The organism is Euzebya pacifica, from assembly GCF_003344865.1.
GTDB lineage: Bacteria > Actinomycetota > Nitriliruptoria > Euzebyales > Euzebyaceae > Euzebya > Euzebya pacifica.
Genome location: NZ_CP031165.1, coordinates 2,908,362 through 2,928,260 on the forward strand (window position 1 = coordinate 2,908,362; position 19,899 = coordinate 2,928,260).

General features: G+C 71.1%; 17 protein-coding genes. 12 read left to right on the top strand and 5 right to left on the bottom strand.

Features of this window, described 5'->3' with window-relative positions:
* Positions 1-50: 50 nt before the first annotated feature.
* On the bottom strand, positions 51-1,028 hold the full coding sequence (locus tag DVS28_RS12400; protein ID WP_114591728.1) for an NAD-dependent epimerase/dehydratase family protein: 978 nt from the start codon (positions 1,026-1,028) through the stop codon (positions 51-53).
* Between the two features lie 25 nt (positions 1,029-1,053).
* Positions 1,054-2,118: an ABC transporter ATP-binding protein gene (locus DVS28_RS12405; protein ID WP_164710447.1), complete on the bottom strand. Its 1,065-nt coding sequence runs from the start codon at positions 2,116-2,118 to the stop codon at positions 1,054-1,056.
* A 115-nt stretch (positions 2,119-2,233) separates the two neighbouring features.
* Here DVS28_RS12405 and uvrC point away from each other — a divergent pair, with 115 nt between their 5' ends.
* From uvrC to DVS28_RS12460, 11 genes are all read left to right on the top strand, one after another.
* A complete protein-coding gene (uvrC, locus tag DVS28_RS12410) occupies positions 2,234-4,228 on the top strand; it encodes an excinuclease ABC subunit UvrC (RefSeq protein WP_114591730.1) in 1,995 nt (664 codons plus the stop codon).
* Positions 4,229-4,286: 58 nt separating this feature from the next.
* On the top strand, positions 4,287-5,147 hold the full coding sequence (gene rapZ / locus DVS28_RS12415; protein ID WP_114591731.1) for an RNase adapter RapZ: 861 nt from the start codon (positions 4,287-4,289) through the stop codon (positions 5,145-5,147).
* 3 nt (positions 5,148-5,150) lie between these two features.
* Complete coding sequence (locus DVS28_RS12420; protein ID WP_114591732.1) at positions 5,151-6,077, top strand: gluconeogenesis factor YvcK family protein; 927 nt, start codon at positions 5,151-5,153, stop codon at positions 6,075-6,077.
* Entirely contained in the window at positions 6,074-6,961 is an 888-nt protein-coding gene (gene whiA, locus DVS28_RS12425; protein WP_114591733.1) for a DNA-binding protein WhiA, read from the top strand. The genes DVS28_RS12420 and whiA overlap by 4 nt, the downstream gene beginning before the upstream one ends.
* 146 nt (positions 6,962-7,107) lie before the next feature.
* Positions 7,108-8,112 (top strand): type I glyceraldehyde-3-phosphate dehydrogenase, encoded by a 1,005-nt coding sequence (gene gap / locus DVS28_RS12430; protein WP_114591734.1) that lies wholly within the window; start codon positions 7,108-7,110, stop codon positions 8,110-8,112.
* Between the two features lie 45 nt (positions 8,113-8,157).
* The gene (locus DVS28_RS12435; protein ID WP_114591735.1) at positions 8,158-9,342 is read left to right on the top strand and encodes a phosphoglycerate kinase; all 1,185 of its coding nucleotides are present in this window, start codon (positions 8,158-8,160) and stop codon (positions 9,340-9,342) included.
* Positions 9,343-9,382: 40 nt separating this feature from the next.
* Positions 9,383-10,156 carry a triose-phosphate isomerase gene (gene tpiA / locus DVS28_RS12440; RefSeq protein WP_114591736.1) on the top strand — a complete coding sequence of 258 codons (774 nt, stop codon included), beginning with the start codon at positions 9,383-9,385 and terminating at the stop codon, positions 10,154-10,156.
* 104 nt (positions 10,157-10,260) lie between these two features.
* Positions 10,261-10,668 (top strand): BlaI/MecI/CopY family transcriptional regulator, encoded by a 408-nt coding sequence (locus DVS28_RS12445; RefSeq protein WP_114591737.1) that lies wholly within the window; start codon positions 10,261-10,263, stop codon positions 10,666-10,668.
* Positions 10,669-10,722: 54 nt separating this feature from the next.
* Positions 10,723-12,153, top strand: a complete 1,431-nt coding sequence (locus DVS28_RS12450; RefSeq protein ID WP_114591738.1) for a M56 family metallopeptidase — start codon at positions 10,723-10,725, stop codon at positions 12,151-12,153.
* A gap of 150 nt (positions 12,154-12,303) precedes the next feature.
* Positions 12,304-12,534 (top strand): preprotein translocase subunit SecG, encoded by a 231-nt coding sequence (secG, locus tag DVS28_RS12455; RefSeq protein WP_174236200.1) that lies wholly within the window; start codon positions 12,304-12,306, stop codon positions 12,532-12,534.
* A gap of 211 nt (positions 12,535-12,745) precedes the next feature.
* The gene (locus DVS28_RS12460; protein ID WP_164710448.1) at positions 12,746-14,209 is read left to right on the top strand and encodes an ABC transporter substrate-binding protein; all 1,464 of its coding nucleotides are present in this window, start codon (positions 12,746-12,748) and stop codon (positions 14,207-14,209) included.
* A 15-nt stretch (positions 14,210-14,224) separates the two neighbouring features.
* Here DVS28_RS12460 and DVS28_RS12465 read toward each other — a convergent pair whose 3' ends face one another.
* Together DVS28_RS12465 and ppk1 are read right to left on the bottom strand one after the other, a co-directional pair.
* Positions 14,225-15,679, bottom strand: a complete 1,455-nt coding sequence (locus tag DVS28_RS12465; protein WP_164710449.1) for an ABC transporter substrate-binding protein — start codon at positions 15,677-15,679, stop codon at positions 14,225-14,227.
* A 59-nt stretch (positions 15,680-15,738) separates the two neighbouring features.
* Entirely contained in the window at positions 15,739-17,871 is a 2,133-nt protein-coding gene (gene ppk1, locus DVS28_RS12470) for a polyphosphate kinase 1 (RefSeq protein WP_114591741.1), read from the bottom strand.
* 146 nt (positions 17,872-18,017) lie between these two features.
* On the opposite strand from ppk1, the gene DVS28_RS12475 reads away from it, so the two are divergent.
* Entirely contained in the window at positions 18,018-19,628 is a 1,611-nt protein-coding gene (locus tag DVS28_RS12475; RefSeq protein ID WP_216825995.1) for a molybdopterin-dependent oxidoreductase, read from the top strand.
* A gap of 11 nt (positions 19,629-19,639) precedes the next feature.
* Here the strand turns inward: DVS28_RS12475 and DVS28_RS12480 are convergent, their stop codons facing one another.
* Positions 19,640-19,873: a hypothetical protein gene (locus DVS28_RS12480; protein ID WP_281273471.1), complete on the bottom strand. Its 234-nt coding sequence runs from the start codon at positions 19,871-19,873 to the stop codon at positions 19,640-19,642.
* Positions 19,874-19,899: the final 26 nt, after the last annotated feature.

Below are 19,899 nucleotides of genomic sequence, written 5' to 3' on the forward strand. Positions count from 1 at the left end.
TTCCAGTCACTGCGGATCGGGGGTGATCGGGGTTGGTGTGGCGGATGCGGTCAGGTACGGCCCGGCGCCGACAACGAGGACTCGGCGAGCAGGTCAGCGCCATCCCGGGCGAGCTGGTCGCGCAGCCCGTCGAGGAGGCCGGTACGGGGCTGCCAGCCGAGCAGCCGCTCGGCCCGGTCGAGGTCGGCCCAGGTCCGCCGGGGGTCGCCGGGGACTGCGCCCACCGGCACGACGGGGACCGGCCGACCGCAGAGGCGGCCGACGGCGTCCAGGGTCTCGGAGAGCGTGACGGGAGTCCCGCTGCCGACGTTGACGACCGTGCCCGGTCGCAGCTCGACCTCGAGCGTCCGCATCGTGGCCTCCACGACGTCGTCGACGTGGGTCATGTCGCGGGCCTGGGTGCCGTCCCCGCGAAGGGGGAAGGGCGCACCGCCCCGCAGGGCCTCGACCATCCGTGCGACGGCCATGTCGGGCCGCTGGCGTCGGCCGTACACGCTGAAGTAGCGCAGCGCGACGGCGGGAACGCCACGGAGGGCGTAGGTGCCGACCAGCATCTCCAGGGTGGCCTTGGACACGCCGTAGGGGCTGATCGGTCGCAGCGTCACGTCCTCGCGGACCGGGCCGTCGCCGCCGGCCTCGCCGTAGACCGAGCTGGAGGACGCCATGACGATCGTCTGCAGCGGTGCGTCGAGCGCGGCCTCCAGCAGGTGCTGGGACAGCGCGACGTTCTCCTGCAGGTGGTCCTCGAACCCCTCGGCCCAGCTCGTCTGCACGCCGGGGCGACCGGCCAGGTGGACGACCGCATCGACGCGACGCAGCAGCGACGGAAGGTCGAGGTCGGCGAGGTCCGCCACGACGACCTCGAGCATCCCGGGTCCGGCCCGCTCGGTGAGTTCGGCCACGGTGCGACCGCGGCGGGCATCGGGCACACGGTCGACGACGACGACACGGTGGCCGTCGTCCAGCAGGCGGGTGCACAGGGACGCACCGATGAAGCCGGCGCCGCCCGTGACGAGTACGGATGACATCGCGAGAAGGTTAGGTGAACCTGACCTAACTTGTCGAATCGGCGCGGTACGCCGCCGTGGGGGGACCGTCGTAGGTCAGCGCCACGGGGTCGCCAGCCCGGTAGGGCGGCAGCGACATCGTGCGAACCCGCAGGGTCCCGGCCGGCCCGGTCAGCTCGGTGATGGCGTCGTGGCCGTAGTACTCCACCGCGCGGACCGTCATGGGCCCTCCCGGCGTCATGCGGAGGTGTTCGGGCCGGACGAGCACGTCCATCGCCCCGGTCGCGTCGGCAGCCAGCGGGACCGCGCCCAGCATCGTCTCGGCCGCCGTGCCCGACGCGTGGCCGGCGACGAGGTTGGCATCGCCGAGGAACTCGGCGACCTCCCGTGTCGCGGGGGCGGCGTAGATGTCGGCGGGGTGTGCCTGCTGGTGGATGCGACCGGCGATCATGACGGCCACCTCGTGGCCCAGGAGGAACGCTTCCTCCTGGTCATGGGTGACGACGACCGCGGTGATCTCCAGCTCGGTCAGCAGGCGGGCGACGTCGGCGCGGATCTGGCCGCGCAGGCCGGCGTCGAGGGAGGAGAAGGGTTCGTCCAGCAGCAGCACCCGTGGCTGGGCAACCAGGGCGCGCGCCAGCGCAACCCGTTGCTGCTGCCCGCCGGACAGGGTGCTCGGCATGCGCGGCCCGAAGCCGGCCAGGCCGACCATCTCCAGCGCCTCGTCGACCGCCGGCCCCCGGCGTGCGGCCCGGTCCAGCCCGAAGCCGACGTTGGCCGCCACGGTCATGTGGGGGAACAGGGCGCCGTCCTGGAAGACCATCCCGACGTTGCGGCGTTCGGCCGGCACGTCGGTGATGTCGTCCTCGCCGACGTGGATCCGGCCGGTGGACAGGTGCTGCAGGCCGGCAACCGCGCGAAGCAGCGTGGTCTTGCCGCAGCCGCTGGGACCCAGCAGCGCGAGGGTTCGTCCGGTCGGTACCTGCAGGTCGACCCCGTGCAGGATCTCCACGCCGCCCAGGTGGACCCGCGCGTCGGTGACATGCAGGGATGCCGCCCCGGGCACGAGGTGCCGGGCAGGCGAGGACGGCTGGATGTCGACGGCGGTCACGGAGGCCGATGGTAACGACTTCGGTGAGGTAAGGCACACCTAAGGGGCGGCGCGGGTCACCAGGGGTGCGAGTGATGGGCTGTCCGCTGCGCCGGCTGGCAGGCTGGGAGGGCCGATGGTGTCCAACCCCGCACTCTCCTTCAGACCCGATCCCGGCACGATCCCGACGGACCCGGGCTGCTACCTGTGGCGTGACCGCCACGGGCGCGTGGTGTACGTCGGGAAGGCCAAGAACCTGCGGGCCCGGCTGTCGTCGTACTTCCAGGACGTCAGCAACCTGCACCAGCGCACCCGGGGGATGCTGGAGGTCGCCGCGTCCGTCGAGTGGATCATCGTCGCCTCCGACGTCGAGTCGCTGCACCTCGAGTACAACCTCATCAAGCAGCACCGGCCGCGGTTCAACGTCCGCTACAACGACGACAAGTCCTACCCCTACCTCGCGATCACGCTGGGGGAGGAGGTGCCGCGGGCGATGGTGCGGCGCAACCCGCGCAACGACGGCAGCCGCTACTTCGGGCCGTTCGCGCACGCCTACGCGATTCGCGACACCCTCGACATGCTGCTGCGCGTCTACCCGGTCCGGACCTGCAGCAAGGGTGTCTTCGATCGGCACCAGCGTGCCGGCCGACCCTGCCTGCTGTTCCACATCGGCAAGTGCAGCGGCCCGTGCACCGGTGAGGTGTCACCCGAGGAGCACCTCGCGCTCGTCGAGGACCTCATGGCCTTCGTCGACGGTGACACCGAAGGGGCGGTCGAGGCGCTGGAGGCCGCCATGGCCTCCGAGGCGGAGAAGCAGAACTACGAGGCGGCCGCCCGGATCCGTGACCAGCTGAAGGCCATGCGGACGGCGCTGGCCAAGCAGGTCATGGTGACCGGCAAGCGTGAGGACCTCGACGCCATCTCGTGGCACGCCGACGAGCTCGAGGTCGCCTTCCAGGTCTTCTTCGTGCGCAACGGCCGGGTCGTCGGCCGCAAGGGCTGGACCGTGGATCGGGTGGAGGCGCTCGACATGGCCGGTCTGGTTCAGCGGTTCATGGTCCAGGTCTACTCCGAGCGGGCCCACACGCTGGGCAGCGGGGCGAAGGCCCTGACCGCCACCGCCAAGGGCGGAGCCGACGGCCTCATCAAGGAGCCCGAGGGTGACGCCACCCACCTGGTGGGCAAGGAGGTCCTCGTCCCCGAGCTGCCCGAGGACCACGAGACGCTGGAGGAGCTCCTGTCGGAGCTGCGCGGCTCCCGGGTGGTCATCCGCGTGCCCCAGCGGGGTGCGAAGCGGGCGTTCCTCGACACGGTGGAGGAGAACGCCCGCGAGGCGTTCCAGCAGCACCGGTTGAAGCGGGCCAAGGACTTCAACGCCCGATCGCAGGCGCTCAAGGAGCTGCAGGAGGGCCTGGGCCTCGAGCAGGCGCCGCTGCGCATCGAGTGCTACGACATCTCCACCCTGCAGGGGACCAACTCCGTCGCGTCGATGGTGGTGATGGAGGACGGGTTGCCCCGCAAGTCGGAGTACCGCCGCTTCAGGATCAACGGGGTGGTCGGACAGGACGACTTCGCGATGATGCACGAGGTCATCACCCGGCGGTTCAAGCGGTACCTGGCCGAACGTGACCTGCCGCTGGAGGACGAGGACGGCAAACCCCGCAAGTTCGCCTACCCACCCAACCTGGTGCTGATCGACGGCGGCAAGGGGCAGCTCAACGCTGCCAACCGTGCGCTGGAGGAGCTCGGGATCGAAGGGGTCGAGCTGGCGTCGCTGGCCAAGAAGATGGAGGAGGTGTTCCGGCCCGGGCGTTCGGAGTCGGTCATGCTCCCCAGGTCCTCCGAGGCCCTGTTCCTCGTCATGCGGATCCGCGACGAGGCCCACCGGTTCGCCATCACCTACCACCGCAGCCTGCGCGGCAAGGAGATGGTGGAGAGCGTCTTCGACGAGATCCCCGGCGTCGGCCCGGCGCGACGCAAGGCGCTGCTCGGCCACTTCGGCACGGTCCGGGCGATGAAGGAGGCCACCGTCGCGGACCTCGAGGAGGTCCCGGGCATCAGCGAGGGGTTGGCCCGCACGATCCACGACCACCTGCGGCCGGGGCGCCGGCGCACCCCGGTGGAGCGGTAGCCACGATGCGGCGGACCATCCCGCCCGGGCCGGCCCGGGCCGGTTAGGCTCGGCGCCGATGCAGCCCACCATCGCGATCATCACCGGGATGTCCGGTGCCGGCCGGACGACCGCCGCCAAGGTCCTGGAGGACCTCGGCTACTTCGTCATCGACAACATGCCGCCGCAGCTGCTGGACTCGGTGGTCGAGCTCGCCACCGGCCCGGGCGCCGACGTCAGCCGCATCGCCCTCGTCATGGACGTGCGTGGACGGGCGTTCTTCGGTGACCTGCGCCAGACCATCCGTTCGCTGGAGGAACGTGGCCTGAGCGTGCGGATGCTGTACCTCGAGGCATCCACCCAGGCGCTGGTCCAGCGCTACGAGGCGGCCCGCCGCGTCCACCCCATGGCCGGGAGTGACCGGGTCGTGGAGGGCATCGCCCGCGAGCGCGAGCTGCTCGCCGAGCTGCGCGCCGACGCGGACCTGGTCGTGGACACCACTCGCCTGAACGTGCACGAGCTCCGGGACAAGCTCGTCGACGCCTTCGGCAACCCCGGCGACACGGTGATGGTCACCAACGTGGTGTCGTTCGGGTTCAAGCACGGCACCCCGCGGGACGCCGACCTCGTCCTCGACGTTCGTTTCCTGCCGAACCCGCACTGGGTCCCCGAGCTGAAGCCCTTCACGGGCCTCGACGCGCCGGTGCGCGACTACGTGCTGGGCCAGGACGAAGCGCAGGGGTTCCTCGACCGGCTGCTGCCGCTGCTGGACCTCATGGTCCCGGCGTTCAGGCGGGAAGGCAAGCGGTACCTCACCATCGCCATCGGCTGCACCGGCGGCAAGCACCGCTCGGTTGCCCTGTCGGAGGAGGTGGCCAGGCATCTCCGCGAGGGTGGCCAGACCGTGCAGGTCGACCACCGCGACCGGTTGCGGGAGTAGCCGATGGGCAGAGCCGAACGCGTCGTGGCCATCGGGGGCGGACATGGGTTGTCCCGGACCCTCGAGGCGCTGCGACTGATGGAGGTCCACACCACCGCGGTCGTGACGGTCGCCGACGACGGTGGATCCTCCGGCCGGCTGCGTCGCGAGCGCGGGATCATCGCCCTCGGTGACATGCGGATGGGGCTCCTGGCCCTCGCACCGGCCGGACCGCTCCAGGAGGTCTTCGGCCACCGGTTCAACGGGGGCGGTCTCGACGGACACTCGTTGGGCAACCTCGCCCTCGTCGCCATGATCGAACAGGCCGGTGGTGACGTGCTGGTCGCCATGGATCATGCTGCCCGCCTGCTGGACTGCCGCGGCCGGGTCTGGCCCTGCACCACCGACGACGTGACGCTCGTGGCAGCGATCGACGGGACCGAGGTCGAGGGCCAGGTCGCCGTGGCAACCACCGAGGGGCGTGACCGACGCGTGTGGCTCGAACCGGCCGAACCCACCGCGTGTCCGCTGGCCATGGAGGCCATCGACGCGGCCGACCTCGTCGTGCTGGGGCCCGGCAGCCTGTTCACCAGCATCATCCCCAACCTGCTGGTGCCCGGGATCGCCGAGGCGCTCGACGACACCGACGCGCGGCTGGTCTACGCCGCCAACCTGACGGCCCAGGCGGGGGAGACTGCGGGCATGTCGGCTCGCGATCACGTCGACGCCCTCCTCGACTACCTTCCCGAGCGGACCTCGATCGAGGTGCTGTGCCATGCGGGCCCGGGACCCGATGGGTCCGGGCCGGCCCTGCAACCGGACGTGGCCGGCCGAGGGGTCCGCGCCATCCACCACGCCGACCTGGCCGAGGGCGACGGGGACCATCGCGTCGGGGCACACGACCCCGTTCGGCTGGCGGCCGCGATCGGGCGACTGCTCGACCATCCATGAGCCTGACGGTTGCGCTGCGGGAGGAGCTGGCCCACATCGAGGACGTGGGGACCGCCCGTCGCCTTGCCGAGGCACGGGCGATGGTCGACCTCGCCGGCACGCTGCGCGTCAGGGGCAGCGACACCGGCCCCAACGTCTCCGTGGTGGTCCGCTGTGCCGTCGGCGCGGTGGCGCGGCGGCTGCGCGGGACGCTGGTCGACGTGGCCGGGGTGCCACCGGGACTGGCCCGACGCCAGGGCGGCAACCTCCGGGGCGGTGACGCCTACCTGGTCGACGTGGCAGGGGACGCCCTCCACGTGCTCGGGGTGCTCGACGACGACGGTCGACCCGTGCGGCGTCGCCCGGAGGACATCGATCCCACCGAGGGGTACCTGGCCGGCGGGCTGATGGTGGCCGGCACGCTCAGCGGGGTCAACGCACCCGTGCACCTGGAGATCCGCACGCCCGACGACCGTCGTGCCGCCGAGCTGTCGCCGCTGGTGCCCGCCTCCGCCGTCGTGGGCGACCGGATCGTCGTCAAGTCCGGTGACGCCGTGGCCGAGCTGCTGGCCGTCGTGGGTGCCCACCAGACCTTCCTCGCCTTCGACGGGGGTCGCATGCGCCGCGAGCTTCGCCGCAAGGTCACGCGAGCGGTCAACGCCGATCGGGCGAACCTGCGGCGCGCCACCGCCGCGGCCGGGGCCCACATCACGGCCATCGAGCACCTGGTGGCCGTGCTGGGGTGGGACGGCCTGCCCGAGGACCTGGCCGATGTGGCCCTGGCCCGGGTCGCCAACCCCGAGGCGTCGCTCACCGAGCTCGGTGAGCTGCTCGACCCGCCCGTCGGGAAGGCGACGGTGCACCGGCGCCTCAAGCGCCTGATCGTGCTGGCCGAGGACGCCTGAACCGTCCGCTCGGACGCAGGACTGTCCGGCCGCCGGATGATGACGAGCTGATCGAGTGGGTTAGGCTCGCGCGGCACCGGCGCCAACGTGCTTGAATAAGTGGCGTCACACACCAAATACATCTCTCGAGGAGAGCGGGTACCCCAATGACCCTCAAGGTCGGCATCAACGGCTTCGGCCGCATCGGTCGCAACTTCCTTCGCGCCGCCAAGCAGGCCGGCGCCGACATCGACATCGTCGGTGTCAACGACCTGACCAGCAACGAGACCCTCGCCCACCTGCTGAAGTACGACAGCGTGCACGGTCGGTTCGACGGCACCGTCGAGGTCAGCGACAACGGGCTCGTCATCGACGGTGACGAGATGCGGGTCTTCAGCGAGCGCAACCCGGGCGACCTGCCCTGGAAGGACCTCGGCGCCGAGATCGTCATCGAGTCCACCGGCCTCTTCACCGCCCGCGAGAAGGCCTCGGCCCACCTCGAGGCCGGCGCCCAGAAGGTGATCATCTCCGCCCCGGCGAAGAACGAGGACGTCACGATCGTGATGGGCGTCAACCAGGACAAGTACGACGCCGCCAGCCACCACATCATCTCCAACGCCTCCTGCACCACCAACTCCGTGGTCCCGATGGCGAAGGTCCTCGACGAGCAGTTCGGCATCGAGCGTGGCTTCATGACCACGATCCACGCCTACACCAACGACCAGGGCACCCAGGACGCGCCGCACTCCGACCTGCGTCGGGCTCGCGCCGCCGCGGTCAACATCATCCCGACCACCACCGGTGCCGCCAAGGCCGCCTCGCTCGCGCTGCCGCAGCTCGAGGGGCGCCTCGACGGCATGGCGGTCCGCGTGCCGGTGCCCGACGGGTCGCTGACCGACCTGGTCTGCACCCTCCGCGAGGACGTCACCGCCGAGCAGGTCAACGACGTGTTCAAGGCCGCCGCAGACGGCGACCTCAAGGGCATCCTCGAGTTCACCATGGACCCGATCGTGTCCTCCGACATCGTCGGCAACCCGCACTCCTGCATCCTCGACGGTGCCGCGACGTCCGCCATGGGCAACATGGTCAAGGTTCTCGGCTGGTACGACAACGAGTGGGGCTACTCCAACCGCCTGATCGACCTGACGACCTTCGTCGGCTCGTCCCTCTAGCTCGAGATCCGACCCAGCACGACACCCGACGGGAACGACATCACCGTGAGCCAGGTACCGGGCCTGGACCAGCTGGACGCCGCAGGGCGAACCGTGCTGGTCCGGGCCGATCTCAACGTCCCACTCGACGGCGGCCGCATCACCGACGAGCTGCGCATCACCGCCTCGCTGCCCACCATCCGGGCGCTCCGCGAGGCCGGCGCACGCGTCGTGCTGATGAGCCACCTCGGCCGGCCCAAGGGCCAGGTCGTGGACGAGCTGCGGCTCGGCCCCGTGTCCCAGCGGCTCTCCGAGCTGCTGGACATCGACGTCCGCTACGCCCGCGACACCGTGGGCGACGACGCCCGTGCCGCCGTGGCCAGCCTGGAGGACGGTGGGGTCGCCCTGCTGGAGAACCTCCGGTTCGAGGCCGGCGAGACGGCCAACGACCCGGCGTTCGCCGACGCGCTGGCGTCCCTGGGGGACGCCTACGTGTCGGACGCGTTCGGTGCCGCCCACCGGGCGCACGCCTCCATCGTCGGCGTGCCCGAACGGCTCGACGACGCCGTCGCCGGGCACCTGCTGCAGGCCGAGATCACCGCGCTGTCCAAGCTCCTGGACGCCCCCGCCACGCCGTTCACGGCGATCCTCGGCGGGTCCAAGGTGAGCGACAAGCTCAGCGTGATCGACAACCTGATGCCACGTGTCGACGCGTTGGTCATCGGCGGGGCCATGTGCTTCACCTTCCTGGCGGCGACAGGCGGCGACGTCGGTGGCTCCCGGGTGGAGGAGGACATGATCGACACCGCTCGCGAGGTCCTGGAGAAGGCCGAGGCACAGGGGGTGACCGTGCACCTGCCGACCGACGTGGTCGCCGCGGAGGCGTTCGCCGCCGACGCCGCGCACGAGGTCGTCCCCGCCACCGCCATCCCTGCCGGCACCATGGGCCTGGACATCGGTCCGGAGACCGTCGCGGAGTACGCACACGTCGTCGCCGCCTCGCGGACGGTGCTGTGGAACGGCCCCATGGGTGTCTTCGAGTGGCCGCCCTTCGCCAGCGGGACGATGGGCGTCGCCGAGGCCATGGCCGACGTCGACGGCTTCACCGTCATCGGTGGCGGCGACAGCGCCGCCGCAGTCCGGCAGATGGGCCTGGCCGACCGCATCGACCACGTGTCCACCGGCGGCGGGGCGTCGCTGGAGTTCCTGGAGGGCATCGACCTCCCGGGCGTCGCGGTACTGCGGCGCTGACCAACCACGCGTCACCACCCATCCACCAGAGGAACCGCACATGAGTCGCAAGCCCGTCATCGCCGGCAACTGGAAGATGAACCTCACCCACCTCGAGGGCATCCAGCTGGTCCAGAACCTCGCCTACCACCTCGACAGCACGGACTTCGACAAGGCCGACGTGGCGGTCATCCCGCCGTTCACGTCGCTGCGGTCCATCCAGACGCTGATCGAGGGCGACCGGCTGGACCTCACGCTGGGGGCACAGTCGTGCCACCACGAGACCAGCGGCGCCTACACGGGAGAGATCTCCCCGACCATGCTGTCGGCGCTCGGCTGCAGCTGGGTGATCGCCGGCCACTCCGAGCGTCGCACCCTGTTCGGTGAGACCGACGAGGTCGTCAACGCCAAGGTCAAGGCCATCATCGCGGCGGAGATGACGCCGATCCTGTGCGTCGGCGAGACGCTGGAGCAGCGCGAGGCGGGCGAGGCCGAGGCCGTCATCCGGGGCCAGGTCACGGGCAGCCTCGCGGGGGTCTCCGCGGAGCAGGTCGCGGACCTGGTGATCGCCTACGAACCCATCTGGGCCATCGGCACCGGACGCACGGCCCTGCCGTCGGACGCCGATGGCGGCTGCGCCACCGTCCGGGCGACCGTCGCCGAGCTCCACGGCACCGAGACCGCCGAGGCCGTTCGCATCCAGTACGGGGGGTCGGTGAAGCCCGGCAACGTCGCCGAGCTGATGTCGCAGCCCAACATCGACGGGGCCCTGGTGGGTGGCGCGAGCCTCAACGCCGACGATTTCGCAGTTATCGCACGTTTCCACCGCCTGTAAGGGTTCGCGGGGGTCCGACAGCGGTAGGATCAGGCGAACAACGACCGACACAGCCGGCCCTCCACGCAGGACCGACCGAGCCCTCCGCAACGGGGGAGGACGCCATGGCAAAGCGCAACAAGCAGCTGCAGGGCCTGCTGGGCCCTCTCGAGACCGACGTCATGGAAATGGTCTGGCGCCTCGGCGACGCGACCGTGCGCGATGTCCACGAAGAGCTGCGCAACCGGCGTGACCTGGCCTACACCACGATCATGACCACGATGGCTCGCCTGGCGAGCAAGGGGCTGCTCGAACGGGACACCTCTGGCCTGGCCCATCGCTACCGTCCGACGGTCAGCCGCGAGGTCTACGCGAAGTCCACCGTCACCTCCGTCGTCGACTGGCTCGTCCAGTCCTTCCCCGAGCCGGCCATGAGCTACTTCGTGGAGAAGATCGACGACTCGGGTGACCCGGATGTACTCTCCGCGTTGCGGGCAAGCATCGACGCGCAACGTTCTGACGAGGACGACTGACCCGATGCCCCGCTGAGGGATGACCGGCAACCGGCATTGGGAGCGTTCGTACGCATGACAGATGGTGTCGTAGGGCTTCGCGACGTCACTGACGGACTGGGACTACTGCTCAGCACCCAGTCGTTCGCCGCCCGCGCACTCATCGGGTCACTGGTCGCCGCGGCGTTGGCTGCGGCAGCCGTCCGACTCGGGTGGCTGAAGTCCCGCCGCGCCCGCCGCGGGCTGGTCCTGGCGCCCATCGCGACCGCGGTCGCAGCGGCCGTTGCAAGCGCGGGGGATGCCTTCCTGCCGCCGCTCGTGGTCGCCACGACCGGCGCGGGGGAGTCCTGGGAGTTCTTCGGGCAGGAGTACCGCGTGCTCCAGCTGGAGTGGTTGCTGATCGCCTACGTGGCGGTCGCGTCGTTCCTGTTGCTGCGCCGAGGCCTCAGCCACCTCGCCATCCGCATGTACGTCCGCGGGGCGGTGCCCTGCGACGACCCGGCCGTCATCGCCAGCGTGCGACGCATCGCCTCCAAGCTGGGGCTGACGTCCCCCTCGCTGCTGCTGATCCCCGACTGCCCCGGCGGCGCGTTCACCACGGGGCTGCGGCACCCGGTCGTGTGCGTCGACCCCGACCTCGTGGAGCAGCTCGACACCCGTGAGCTCGAGGGCCTCCTCGCCCACGAGCTGGCCCACATCGCCCGACGGGACGTGCCGCTGAACGTGGCCATCGGCGTCATCCGCGACCTGACGTTCTTCGTCCCGCCACTCCACCTCGCGGCCCGTTGGCTGCGGCAGGAGCAGGAGCACGCCGCCGACGACCTCGCGTCGGACTCCACGGGACGACCGGCTGCGCTTGCCTCCTCGATCCTCAAGGTGTGGGAAGGTGCATCGCGTCGCGGCGTCACCGTCGTCGCCTCGATGGCCTGCGCCACCATGGTGCCCGCGCCCCTGCCGGTGCCGGCCGGCATGCCCGCGCGCATCCTGCGTCAGGGGGGCCTGCGCGGCGGCGCCAAGCAGATCGCCGCACGGGTCGTCCGCCTCATCGAGGGTGAGGCCCGCGCCACCAGAACCCGCGAACGCATCGAGTTGCTGGCGCTGGCAGTGGTCCTGACCGCCCTCACCGCGGTCACCGTCGTGCTCCCCGCCCAGCTCGCCGACTCCTCCCTGCTGCTCGGCCAGTGGTCGCGCCCGGTCGCCCGTCCCGTGGAGTCGCCAGCACTGCAGACCTTCCGCACGCTGACGATCACCGAGACGACGGCCTTCGGCACCAGCGTTGCGCGACCGGCTCGGGCGGCCACCTGTGAGGACTGCCTCACCGTGGAGTCCACGGCTGACTGGCGCCGCGGGGTCGCCCCGGCCGCACCGGTGCGAACCGCAGGATGGGCCCACGGCGGCTACGTGTGGGAGGACGGCAGCCCGGTGCTCGTCACCGCTCCCCGCGCCGAACCGCTCTGGGGTGTCGACGCCCGCACGACCCGCGTCGGCGTCTTCGTCGTACGCTGACCGGGGTGGTCCGGGGAAGCGTGAGGGGCGGCGGACCGCTGCATCGCGATCGGCCCGGTGGTGGGCTACCATCGACGGTCGTTCACCGGATCGACCGTTCCGGGTCCGGCCGTCGTGCGCCGGACAGTCCCGAACCTGCGGAGCCCCCAAGTGCTGAACATCATCCTCACCGTGCTGCATGTGATCGTGTCGATCCTGCTGATCATGTTCATCCTGCTGAAGTCGGGCAAGGGCGGCGGGCTGTCGGACATGTTCGGTGGCGGCAGCATGTCCGGTGGCGGCGGCTCGACCATCGCGGAGAAGAACCTGGACCGCATCACCGTCCTCACCGCCGTGGTGTTCGCCGTGACCACCATGGCGCTGGCGCTGCGCCTGGTCTGACGGGACCGGTCTGACGACCCCCCGCATCCGCTCCGGGGTCCTCGCCGGGCTCCTGCTCCTCGCGCTCGCCGCGACGGGCTGTACCCCGCCGGCGCGACAGGCGCCGCCGGCACCCCTGCCAGCCGCGCCGACGGCATCCGCCGGTCCTGTGACCGTCGCCGGAGGCACGTTCAGGTGGGCGATCGGCGAGCCCACGAGCATCCTGCCGCCGATGGCGTCGACGACCGACGACTTCGCGGTCGTCGACGCGCTCTTCGACTCGTTGACGACGGCGGGCGTGGCCGGTCGACCCGCGCCGTCGGCGGCCACGGAGTGGTCGGCCAACGACGACGCCACCGTGTGGACGTTCCACCTGCGGCCCGGCGCGACGTTCCAGGACGGGACCCCCGTCACCGCCGAGGCCTTCGTCGAGGCCTGGAGCACGCTCGTCGCGGCAGGGCCGATGCAGCACCTGCTGCGCGACGTGGTCGGGCACGCCGCCGTCGCCAGCGGTGCAGCGACGACGTTGTCGGGCATGCGAGCCACCTCCGAGGACACCCTGGAGGTCACCCTCTCCAGGCCGCGTGGTGACTTCCCGATCCTGACCAGCCATCCGTCGCTCGGGCCCGTGCAGCCGTCGGCCGTCGCGGCCGACCCAGCGGCGCACGCCCTGCAGCCGGTCGGCAACGGCCCCTTCCGTGCCAGCGAGCCGTGGGTGCCCGGGGAGTTCGTGCGCGCGGCACGCTGGGACGGCTGGACCAACGGCGATCGGCCGGAGGACGGCATCGGGGAGGTCGTGTTCCGCATCGCCGACCTCGACACGAACTTCCTGGCGTTCCGCCAGGGACGACGCGACCTGGCCCGGGTGCCGCCGGAGGCCCTGGAGCTTGCGGCCGAGGAGTATCCCGCCTCTCCCGGCAGCTACACCGGTCCCGGACTGGTGACCGGGGCGACGCCCGAGACCTACCTGCTGGCGATCGACCGGTCGGTGGAGCCCTACGAGGAGCTGGAGGTGCGGGAGGCCGCCAGCCTGTTCGTCGACCGCCAGCGAATCGCTGCGGAGAACGACGGCGGCAACCTCGACCCGGCCACGTCGTTGTTGCCACCGGCCATCTCCCGGGGGTCCGCCGGGATGTGCGAGCTCTGCACGTTCAACCCGTCGGGTGCCGCCGACCGCCTGGCCGACGCGGGCGTCCCAGGGCTGACGCTGGCGTTCAACGCCGAGGGTGGACACGAGCGCATTCGCGACGTCCTGCGCGAGGCGCTCAGCGACCGGGGGTACACCCTCGTGTCCAACTGGCGAGGCGCCGCGCCAACCCTCGTGGAGTACCTCGACCGGCTGGCCAGCGGCGGGATCGGGATGTTCCGCCTGCCGCTGACGGCTGACGTGCCGTCCTCGCTGGACATCCTCTACCCGCTGCTGCATTCCTCCCAGACCCCGGACCGGGGCGGCCTCAACTACATGCGGTACCAGGATCCACAGGTCGATGCCCTGCTGGACCAGGCAGCGCAGATCGTCGACGTCGACCAGCGCGAGGCGCTGCTTCGCCGGGTCGAGGAGATCGTGGTCAACCGGGATCAGGTCATCGTGCCGGTGGTCACGTCGCGGTTGGCCGTGGTCGTCGGCGAGGACGTGACCGGCGTCCGGGTCGATCCGTTCGGCGGCGTCGACCTGACCACGGTGCGAGCGGTCTGACCATCCAGCCGGGCCTCAGGACCGTTCGACGCTGGCCCAGTCCAGCAGCCCACGGCCATCCATGCCGGCGGTGATGTTCTCGTCCATGGCCACCCCGACCGTGGAGAACCACAGCGGGACGAGCGGGAGGTCGTCCAGCACCTGCTGTTCCACGGTGGCGTAGGCATCGAGGGCCTCCTCGAGGTCGCGCTGCAGGTCCGCAGTCGCCAGCCGGTCGCCGATGCCATCGGCTCGGTAGCGGAAGTCGTTGGCGGAACCTCGCGGACCGAAGAGCGGCTCCAGCAGCCGCGAGGGCGACGCGGCATCCGCCGCCCAGGTCAAGCGGAACGGCCCCGGGACCTCGGCCTGGGCAAGCCTCGCGAGCAGGTCCTCGGCCGGCAGGGTCGCCAGCTGGATGTCGTCCACGCCGAGCACGGTGGACCAGGCACCCGCGATGGCATCGATGACCTCGTCGTGTCCGGCATCGGCGGCGTACCACAGCGACAGGGGACCGTCGGGCGCGGACCACAGCTCGGCGGCCCGGTCCGGGTCGTGGACACATGCCGTGCAGACCGGCCCGTCCGACCGGGCCATGCCGGGGCCGAGCAGCCGATCCGCAGGGACGACCGCACCCTCCGGCAGCAGCTCGACCAGCGCCTGGCGGTCGATCGCCTGGGAGAGCGCCACGCGGACGTCGGGGTCGGCGAAGCGCGGGTCGGTCAGCGGGAAGCCGAGGTAGGCCAGCTGACGACCGGGCGCCCGCACGACGTGGGGCCGGTCCGCGTCGCCCGGCAGCGCCAGGACACCGTCGGGGACGACCACCAGCTGTTGATCGGCGGCCGGCTGGTCGGTCCGGACGGCGAGGAGCCGGTCGGATGCGGCCGTCCCGGCAGGATGGCCGGAGACGGCGTCGAGGACCAGCGCGTCGCCCTGCCGACCGGCCAGCCGGTAGACGCCGTTCCCCACGGGGGCCTCGGCGAAGCGGGCGGGGTCGTCGATGGCCATCGGCGGGAGGGGCAGGAACGCCTCGTTGGCCAGCAGGGCCGGGAGCTGGCCGTACGGGGCCGCCAACGCGAAGGACAGGGTCGCCTTGTCGCGGACCCGGATGTCGGTGACGGTCGAGACGATGGGCAGCCCAGCCTCGATCGCGGCCTGCCAGCCCCTCGCCACGTCCTCGGCGACGACCGGGGTGCCGTCGTGCCACGTCCACCCCTCCTTGACCACCACGTCCCAGCGCCGCAGGTCCTCGCTGGACACCGACTCCAGCAACGCCCCGGGCACGTCCGGCCCCCACGTCGGCAAGTGGCTCTCCGGGTCGATGACCACCAGGGGCGAGAAGAGGGCGGCGGTCACCTGGGGATTGGCCTGGTGCGGGTGCAGGGTGGGGGAGGGGCCGACCCAGACGGCCAGCTCGAGCGGCGCCTTGGTGGACACGGCGGCTGGCTGCCGCGCGAGGGTCGTGCTGCACGCCGTTGTCGTCAGGAGCAGCACGAGGACCAGTGCGATCCATCGGGGCCGACGTGCGCGCGGCCCCCAGCTGGCCTGCCGCATCAGGCCTGCTCGAGGTCGGCCGCTCGCGTCTCGGCCATGAACCGGGCCTGGCTGGCGACCGAATCGACGTCGGGCGGCGTTTCCCAGGTGCCGTCGGCCCGCAACCGCCAGCCCTGCCGGGTGTCCTGCCACGTCACGTCGAGGATCCGGCGCAGCTCCTTGGCAAGATCCTCGTCCTCGATCGGGACCATGGCCTCGACCCGTCGGTCGAGGTTCCGGGGCAGCCAGTCCGCGGAGCCGATCCACATGTCCTGCCCGAACTGGAGGATGCGCTCGTGCTCCAGGAGCCGTCCGAGGACCGACATGACCCTGATCCGGTCGGACACGCCGGGGATGCCGGGTCGGATACCGCAGATGCCACGCACGATCAGGTCCACGGTGGCACCGGCCCGGCTCGCGGCGTAGAGCTCACGGATGAGGCTGCGGTCGGAGAGGGAGTTGAGCTTGACGCGGATCAAGCCGTCGGTCCCCAGCTCGGCCTGTTCCCGGATGAGCTCGGTGATGCGGTCCCGCAGGGACACCGGGGCCACCATCAGCTGTCGGTAGCGGTCGTGGCGCGCGTAGCCGGTCAGGTAGTTGAACAGCTGCGTGACGTCCTCGGCGATGTCGACGTCAGCCGTCAGCAGCCCGAGGTCGGTGTACAGCTTGGCGGTCCCGGGGTGGTAGTTGCCGGTCCCGATGTGGACGTAGCGGCGAATGCCCTCGGTCTCGCGGCGGACCACCAGCATGGTCTTGCAGTGGGTCTTCAGTCCGACGAGGCCGTAGACGACGTGGACACCGGCTCGTTCGAGGATCCTCGCCCACTCGATGTTGGCCTCCTCGTCGAACCGGGCCTTCAGCTCGACGAGGGCGACCACCTGCTTGCCCGCTTCCGCCGCGTGGATCAACGCGCGGAACATCGGCGAGTCACCCGACGTCCGGTACAGCGTCTGCTTGATCGCAAGGACCTGGGGGTCGTCGGCGGCGGCGGTGACGAACTGCTCCACCGACGTGGCGAAGGAGTGATAGGGGTGGCGCAGCAGGATGTCGTGCTCGGCGATGCGCTCGAACATCGTCGGGCTGTCCACGGGGTCGTCGGCTGAGGTCCGCAGGCGTGGGTGGGTGACCGGCACCCAGGGGGAGAAGCGGAGCGTCGGCTGGTCCAGGTCGGCAAGCTGCGACACGTCCGCCAGGCCCAGCAGGCCGCGCACCGGGTAGGTGTGCATGCTGCTGATGTCCAGCTCCTCCTGCAGCGTCCGGACCGTGTCGGCGGGCATGTCGTCGGCCACCTCGAGGCGCACGACGGACCCGAACCGCCGTCGGGACAGCTGCGCCTGGATGGCGAGCAGCAGGTCCTCGGCCTCGTCCTCGTCGACGTCCATGTCGGCGTTGCGGGTCACCCGGAACAGGTGTGCGGACTCGACGTCCATGCCGGGGAACAGAGCATCGAGGCGCCAGCGGATCAGCTCCTCCAGCGGCACCCACGCGCGACGCGAGCCGGGCACCTGCCAGAAGCGCGGCAGGACACCGGGCACCTTGACGCGGGCGAGCTTTCGCTGTCCGGTCTTGTGGTCGCGCACCGAGACGGCCAGGGAGATCGCGAGGTTGGAGATGTAGGGGAACGGATGACCGGGGTCGACCGCCAGCGGGGTCAGGACCGGGAAGATCTGCTCGTCGAACTGCTTGTGGAGCCGCCCCAGGGTGCGTTCGTCGAGGTCGGCAACGTGGACGACGCCGACTCCTCGTCGGGCCAGCAGCGGCAGGATCCGTTCGTGCAGCGTGACGGTTGACTGCTCCGCCATGGGCCGGACGCGGCGCGAGATGGCCTCGAGCTGCTCGACCGCCGACATGCCGTCCGGCGTGCGCAGCCGTAGTCCGGCCGCCACCTGGTCCTTCAGCCCGGCGACCCGGATCATGAAGAACTCATCGAGGTTGGAGTGGAAGATGCTGATGAAGCGGAGCCGCTCCAGCAGCGGCACCGCGGTGTCGGCTGCCTGGGCAAGGACACGACGGTTGAACTCCAGCCACGACAGCTCGCGGTTCAGGTACAGCGAGGGGTCGCTCAGGTCCTGCACTTCGGGCCGCCTGAAGCGGCCGTCGGGCCCACGCGGGGGCAGGGAACGGGCGGCGGCGAGATCGGGCTGGGTCGTCACGTGAGGACCGAATCTAGTCGCTCGGGTGGCGGGTTCAGCGGACGGTGGGCTTCTGACGCAGGATGGGCGGGAAGGAGTTCTTACGAAGCCATCACGTGACCGGCGCCGGCTGGAACACGCGTCACCATCGGTCGTTGAACGAAACGATGACTGCCACCCACCACGATGTCGACCCCGCGGGCATGCCTGCCGACGGCACCACGCCCTCGCCCATCCCGTCCGACGGGCTTGGTCGGCCTGCCGTCGCCGGGCTGGTGGCTGCGGCCGTCGCGCTGGGCACGACCGAGCTGGTTGCGGGCCTCCTGCCGTCCGCGCCGTCTCTGGTCGTGGCGATCGGCAACGGGGTGGTCGAGCTCGGGGCCGGTTCGCGGGTCAAGGAGATCGCGATCGCCCTGTTCGGGACCAACGAGAAGACGGCACTCGTCATCGGCACGGTCGTGCTGGCGTTGGCCTTCGGCGCCGTCCTCGGCGTGGTGGGCCGCCGCCGATCCGTTGCCGTTGCGTCCGCAGGCATCGGGGTCTTCGGGCTGCTGGGCGTCGCGGCGACGACCGTCAACCCGCTGGACAGCACGGCCTGGTCCCTGGTGCCTGCGGTGCTGGGGGTTGCGGCGGGGGTCCTGACGCTGCGCATGTTGCTGCGCCTCGACCGCGGCATCACCGGCGCGGCCGCCGGTCACCCGGGGGTGGGCCGGGGTCGCCGGGAGTTCCTCCGGATCGCCATCGGCATGGCTGCGGTCGCCGGCGTGATCGGCGCGTTCGGTCGAACGCTGTCGTCGCGCACGAGGATCAACGACGCGCGCGAGGAGGTCGTGCTGCCGGAAGCCGTTCGGACGCCTGCCCCCGTCGACCTGGCCACCGAGTTCGAGGGCATCGACGGCCTGTCACCGTTCTTCACGCCGAACGATGCCTTCTACCGGATCGACACCGCCCTCACGCCGCCGATGGTGGACGTCGCCAGCTGGGAGGTCCGCATCCACGGCATGGTCGAGCAGGAGGTCGTGCTGACCTACCGGGACCTGCTTGACCTGCCGCAGGTCGAGGCCGACGTCACGATCGCCTGTGTGTCCAACGAGGTCGGCGGCGACCTCATCGGCACCGCCCGCTGGCAGGGGGTCCGGCTGTCGGACGTCCTCGACATGGCAGGCGTCGACCCGGCAGCCGACCAGCTGGTGGGCCGGTCGGTGGACGGCTGGACGGCCGGGTTCCCGACCGACATCGCCTTCGACGGCCGGGACTGCCTGGTCGCCCTCGCCATGAACGGCGAGCCGCTGCCGATCGCGCACGGCTTCCCCGCTCGCCTGATCGTCCCGGGTCTGTACGGCTACGTGTCGGCCACCAAGTGGCTGTCGGAGATCGAGCTGACCACGTGGGACGCCTTCGACGGCTACTGGGTGCCCCGGGGATGGTCGAAGGAGGGGCCGGTCAAGACCCACTCCCGGATCGACGTCCCCAAGCAAGGGGCACCGCTCGAGTCGGGCCCGCAGGTGATCGCGGGTGTGGCCTGGGCGCAGCAGCGGGGTGTGGAGCGGGTCGAGGTGTCCATCGACGACGGCCCGTGGCAGGAGACGGTCCTCGCCGACGAGCTGAACGTCGACACCTGGCGACAGTGGCGCTTCGACTGGGACGCCGGTCCGGGGCAGCACGTCATCCGCGTGCGAGCCACCGACCGGACCGGTGTGACCCAGTCCGCCGACCGGGTTCCGGTCGCCCCCAACGGGGCCGAGGGATACCACACCCGAGCGGTCACCATCGCCTGAGGGTTCGCGGATCAGGCCTGCTGGTCGGCCCAGTTGATGCCGGCCCAGTTGATGCCGGCCCAGCTGTCGCCGGCCCAGTTGATGCCGGCCCAGCTGTCGCCGGCCCAGTTGATGCCGGCCCAGTTGATGCCGGCCCAGTTGATGCCGGCCCAGTTGATGCCGGCCCAGTTGATGCCGGCCCAGTTGATGCCGGCCCAGTTGGGTCCGGCGGCGGACGAGGTGGTGGTGGCGGTGGTGGTGGTCATGTCGAAATACCTCTTTCGTGAGCTGT

Coding starts and splice junctions, on each gene's coding strand:
- DVS28_RS12400 (WP_114591728.1), bottom strand. CDS start 1,028: ATGTCATCCGTACTCGTCACGGGCGGCGCCGGCTTCATCGGTGCGTCC.
- uvrC (WP_114591730.1), top strand. CDS start 2,234: ATGGTGTCCAACCCCGCACTCTCCTTCAGACCCGATCCCGGCACGATC.
- rapZ (WP_114591731.1), top strand. CDS start 4,287: ATGCAGCCCACCATCGCGATCATCACCGGGATGTCCGGTGCCGGCCGG.
- DVS28_RS12420 (WP_114591732.1), top strand. CDS start 5,151: ATGGGCAGAGCCGAACGCGTCGTGGCCATCGGGGGCGGACATGGGTTG.
- whiA (WP_114591733.1), top strand. CDS start 6,074: ATGAGCCTGACGGTTGCGCTGCGGGAGGAGCTGGCCCACATCGAGGAC.
- gap (WP_114591734.1), top strand. CDS start 7,108: ATGACCCTCAAGGTCGGCATCAACGGCTTCGGCCGCATCGGTCGCAAC.
- tpiA (WP_114591736.1), top strand. CDS start 9,383: ATGAGTCGCAAGCCCGTCATCGCCGGCAACTGGAAGATGAACCTCACC.
- DVS28_RS12445 (WP_114591737.1), top strand. CDS start 10,261: ATGGCAAAGCGCAACAAGCAGCTGCAGGGCCTGCTGGGCCCTCTCGAG.
- DVS28_RS12450 (WP_114591738.1), top strand. CDS start 10,723: ATGACAGATGGTGTCGTAGGGCTTCGCGACGTCACTGACGGACTGGGA.
- DVS28_RS12460 (WP_164710448.1), top strand. CDS start 12,746: ATGGCGTCGACGACCGACGACTTCGCGGTCGTCGACGCGCTCTTCGAC.
- DVS28_RS12475 (WP_216825995.1), top strand. CDS start 18,018: ATGACTGCCACCCACCACGATGTCGACCCCGCGGGCATGCCTGCCGAC.
- DVS28_RS12480 (WP_281273471.1), bottom strand. CDS start 19,873: ATGACCACCACCACCGCCACCACCACCTCGTCCGCCGCCGGACCCAAC.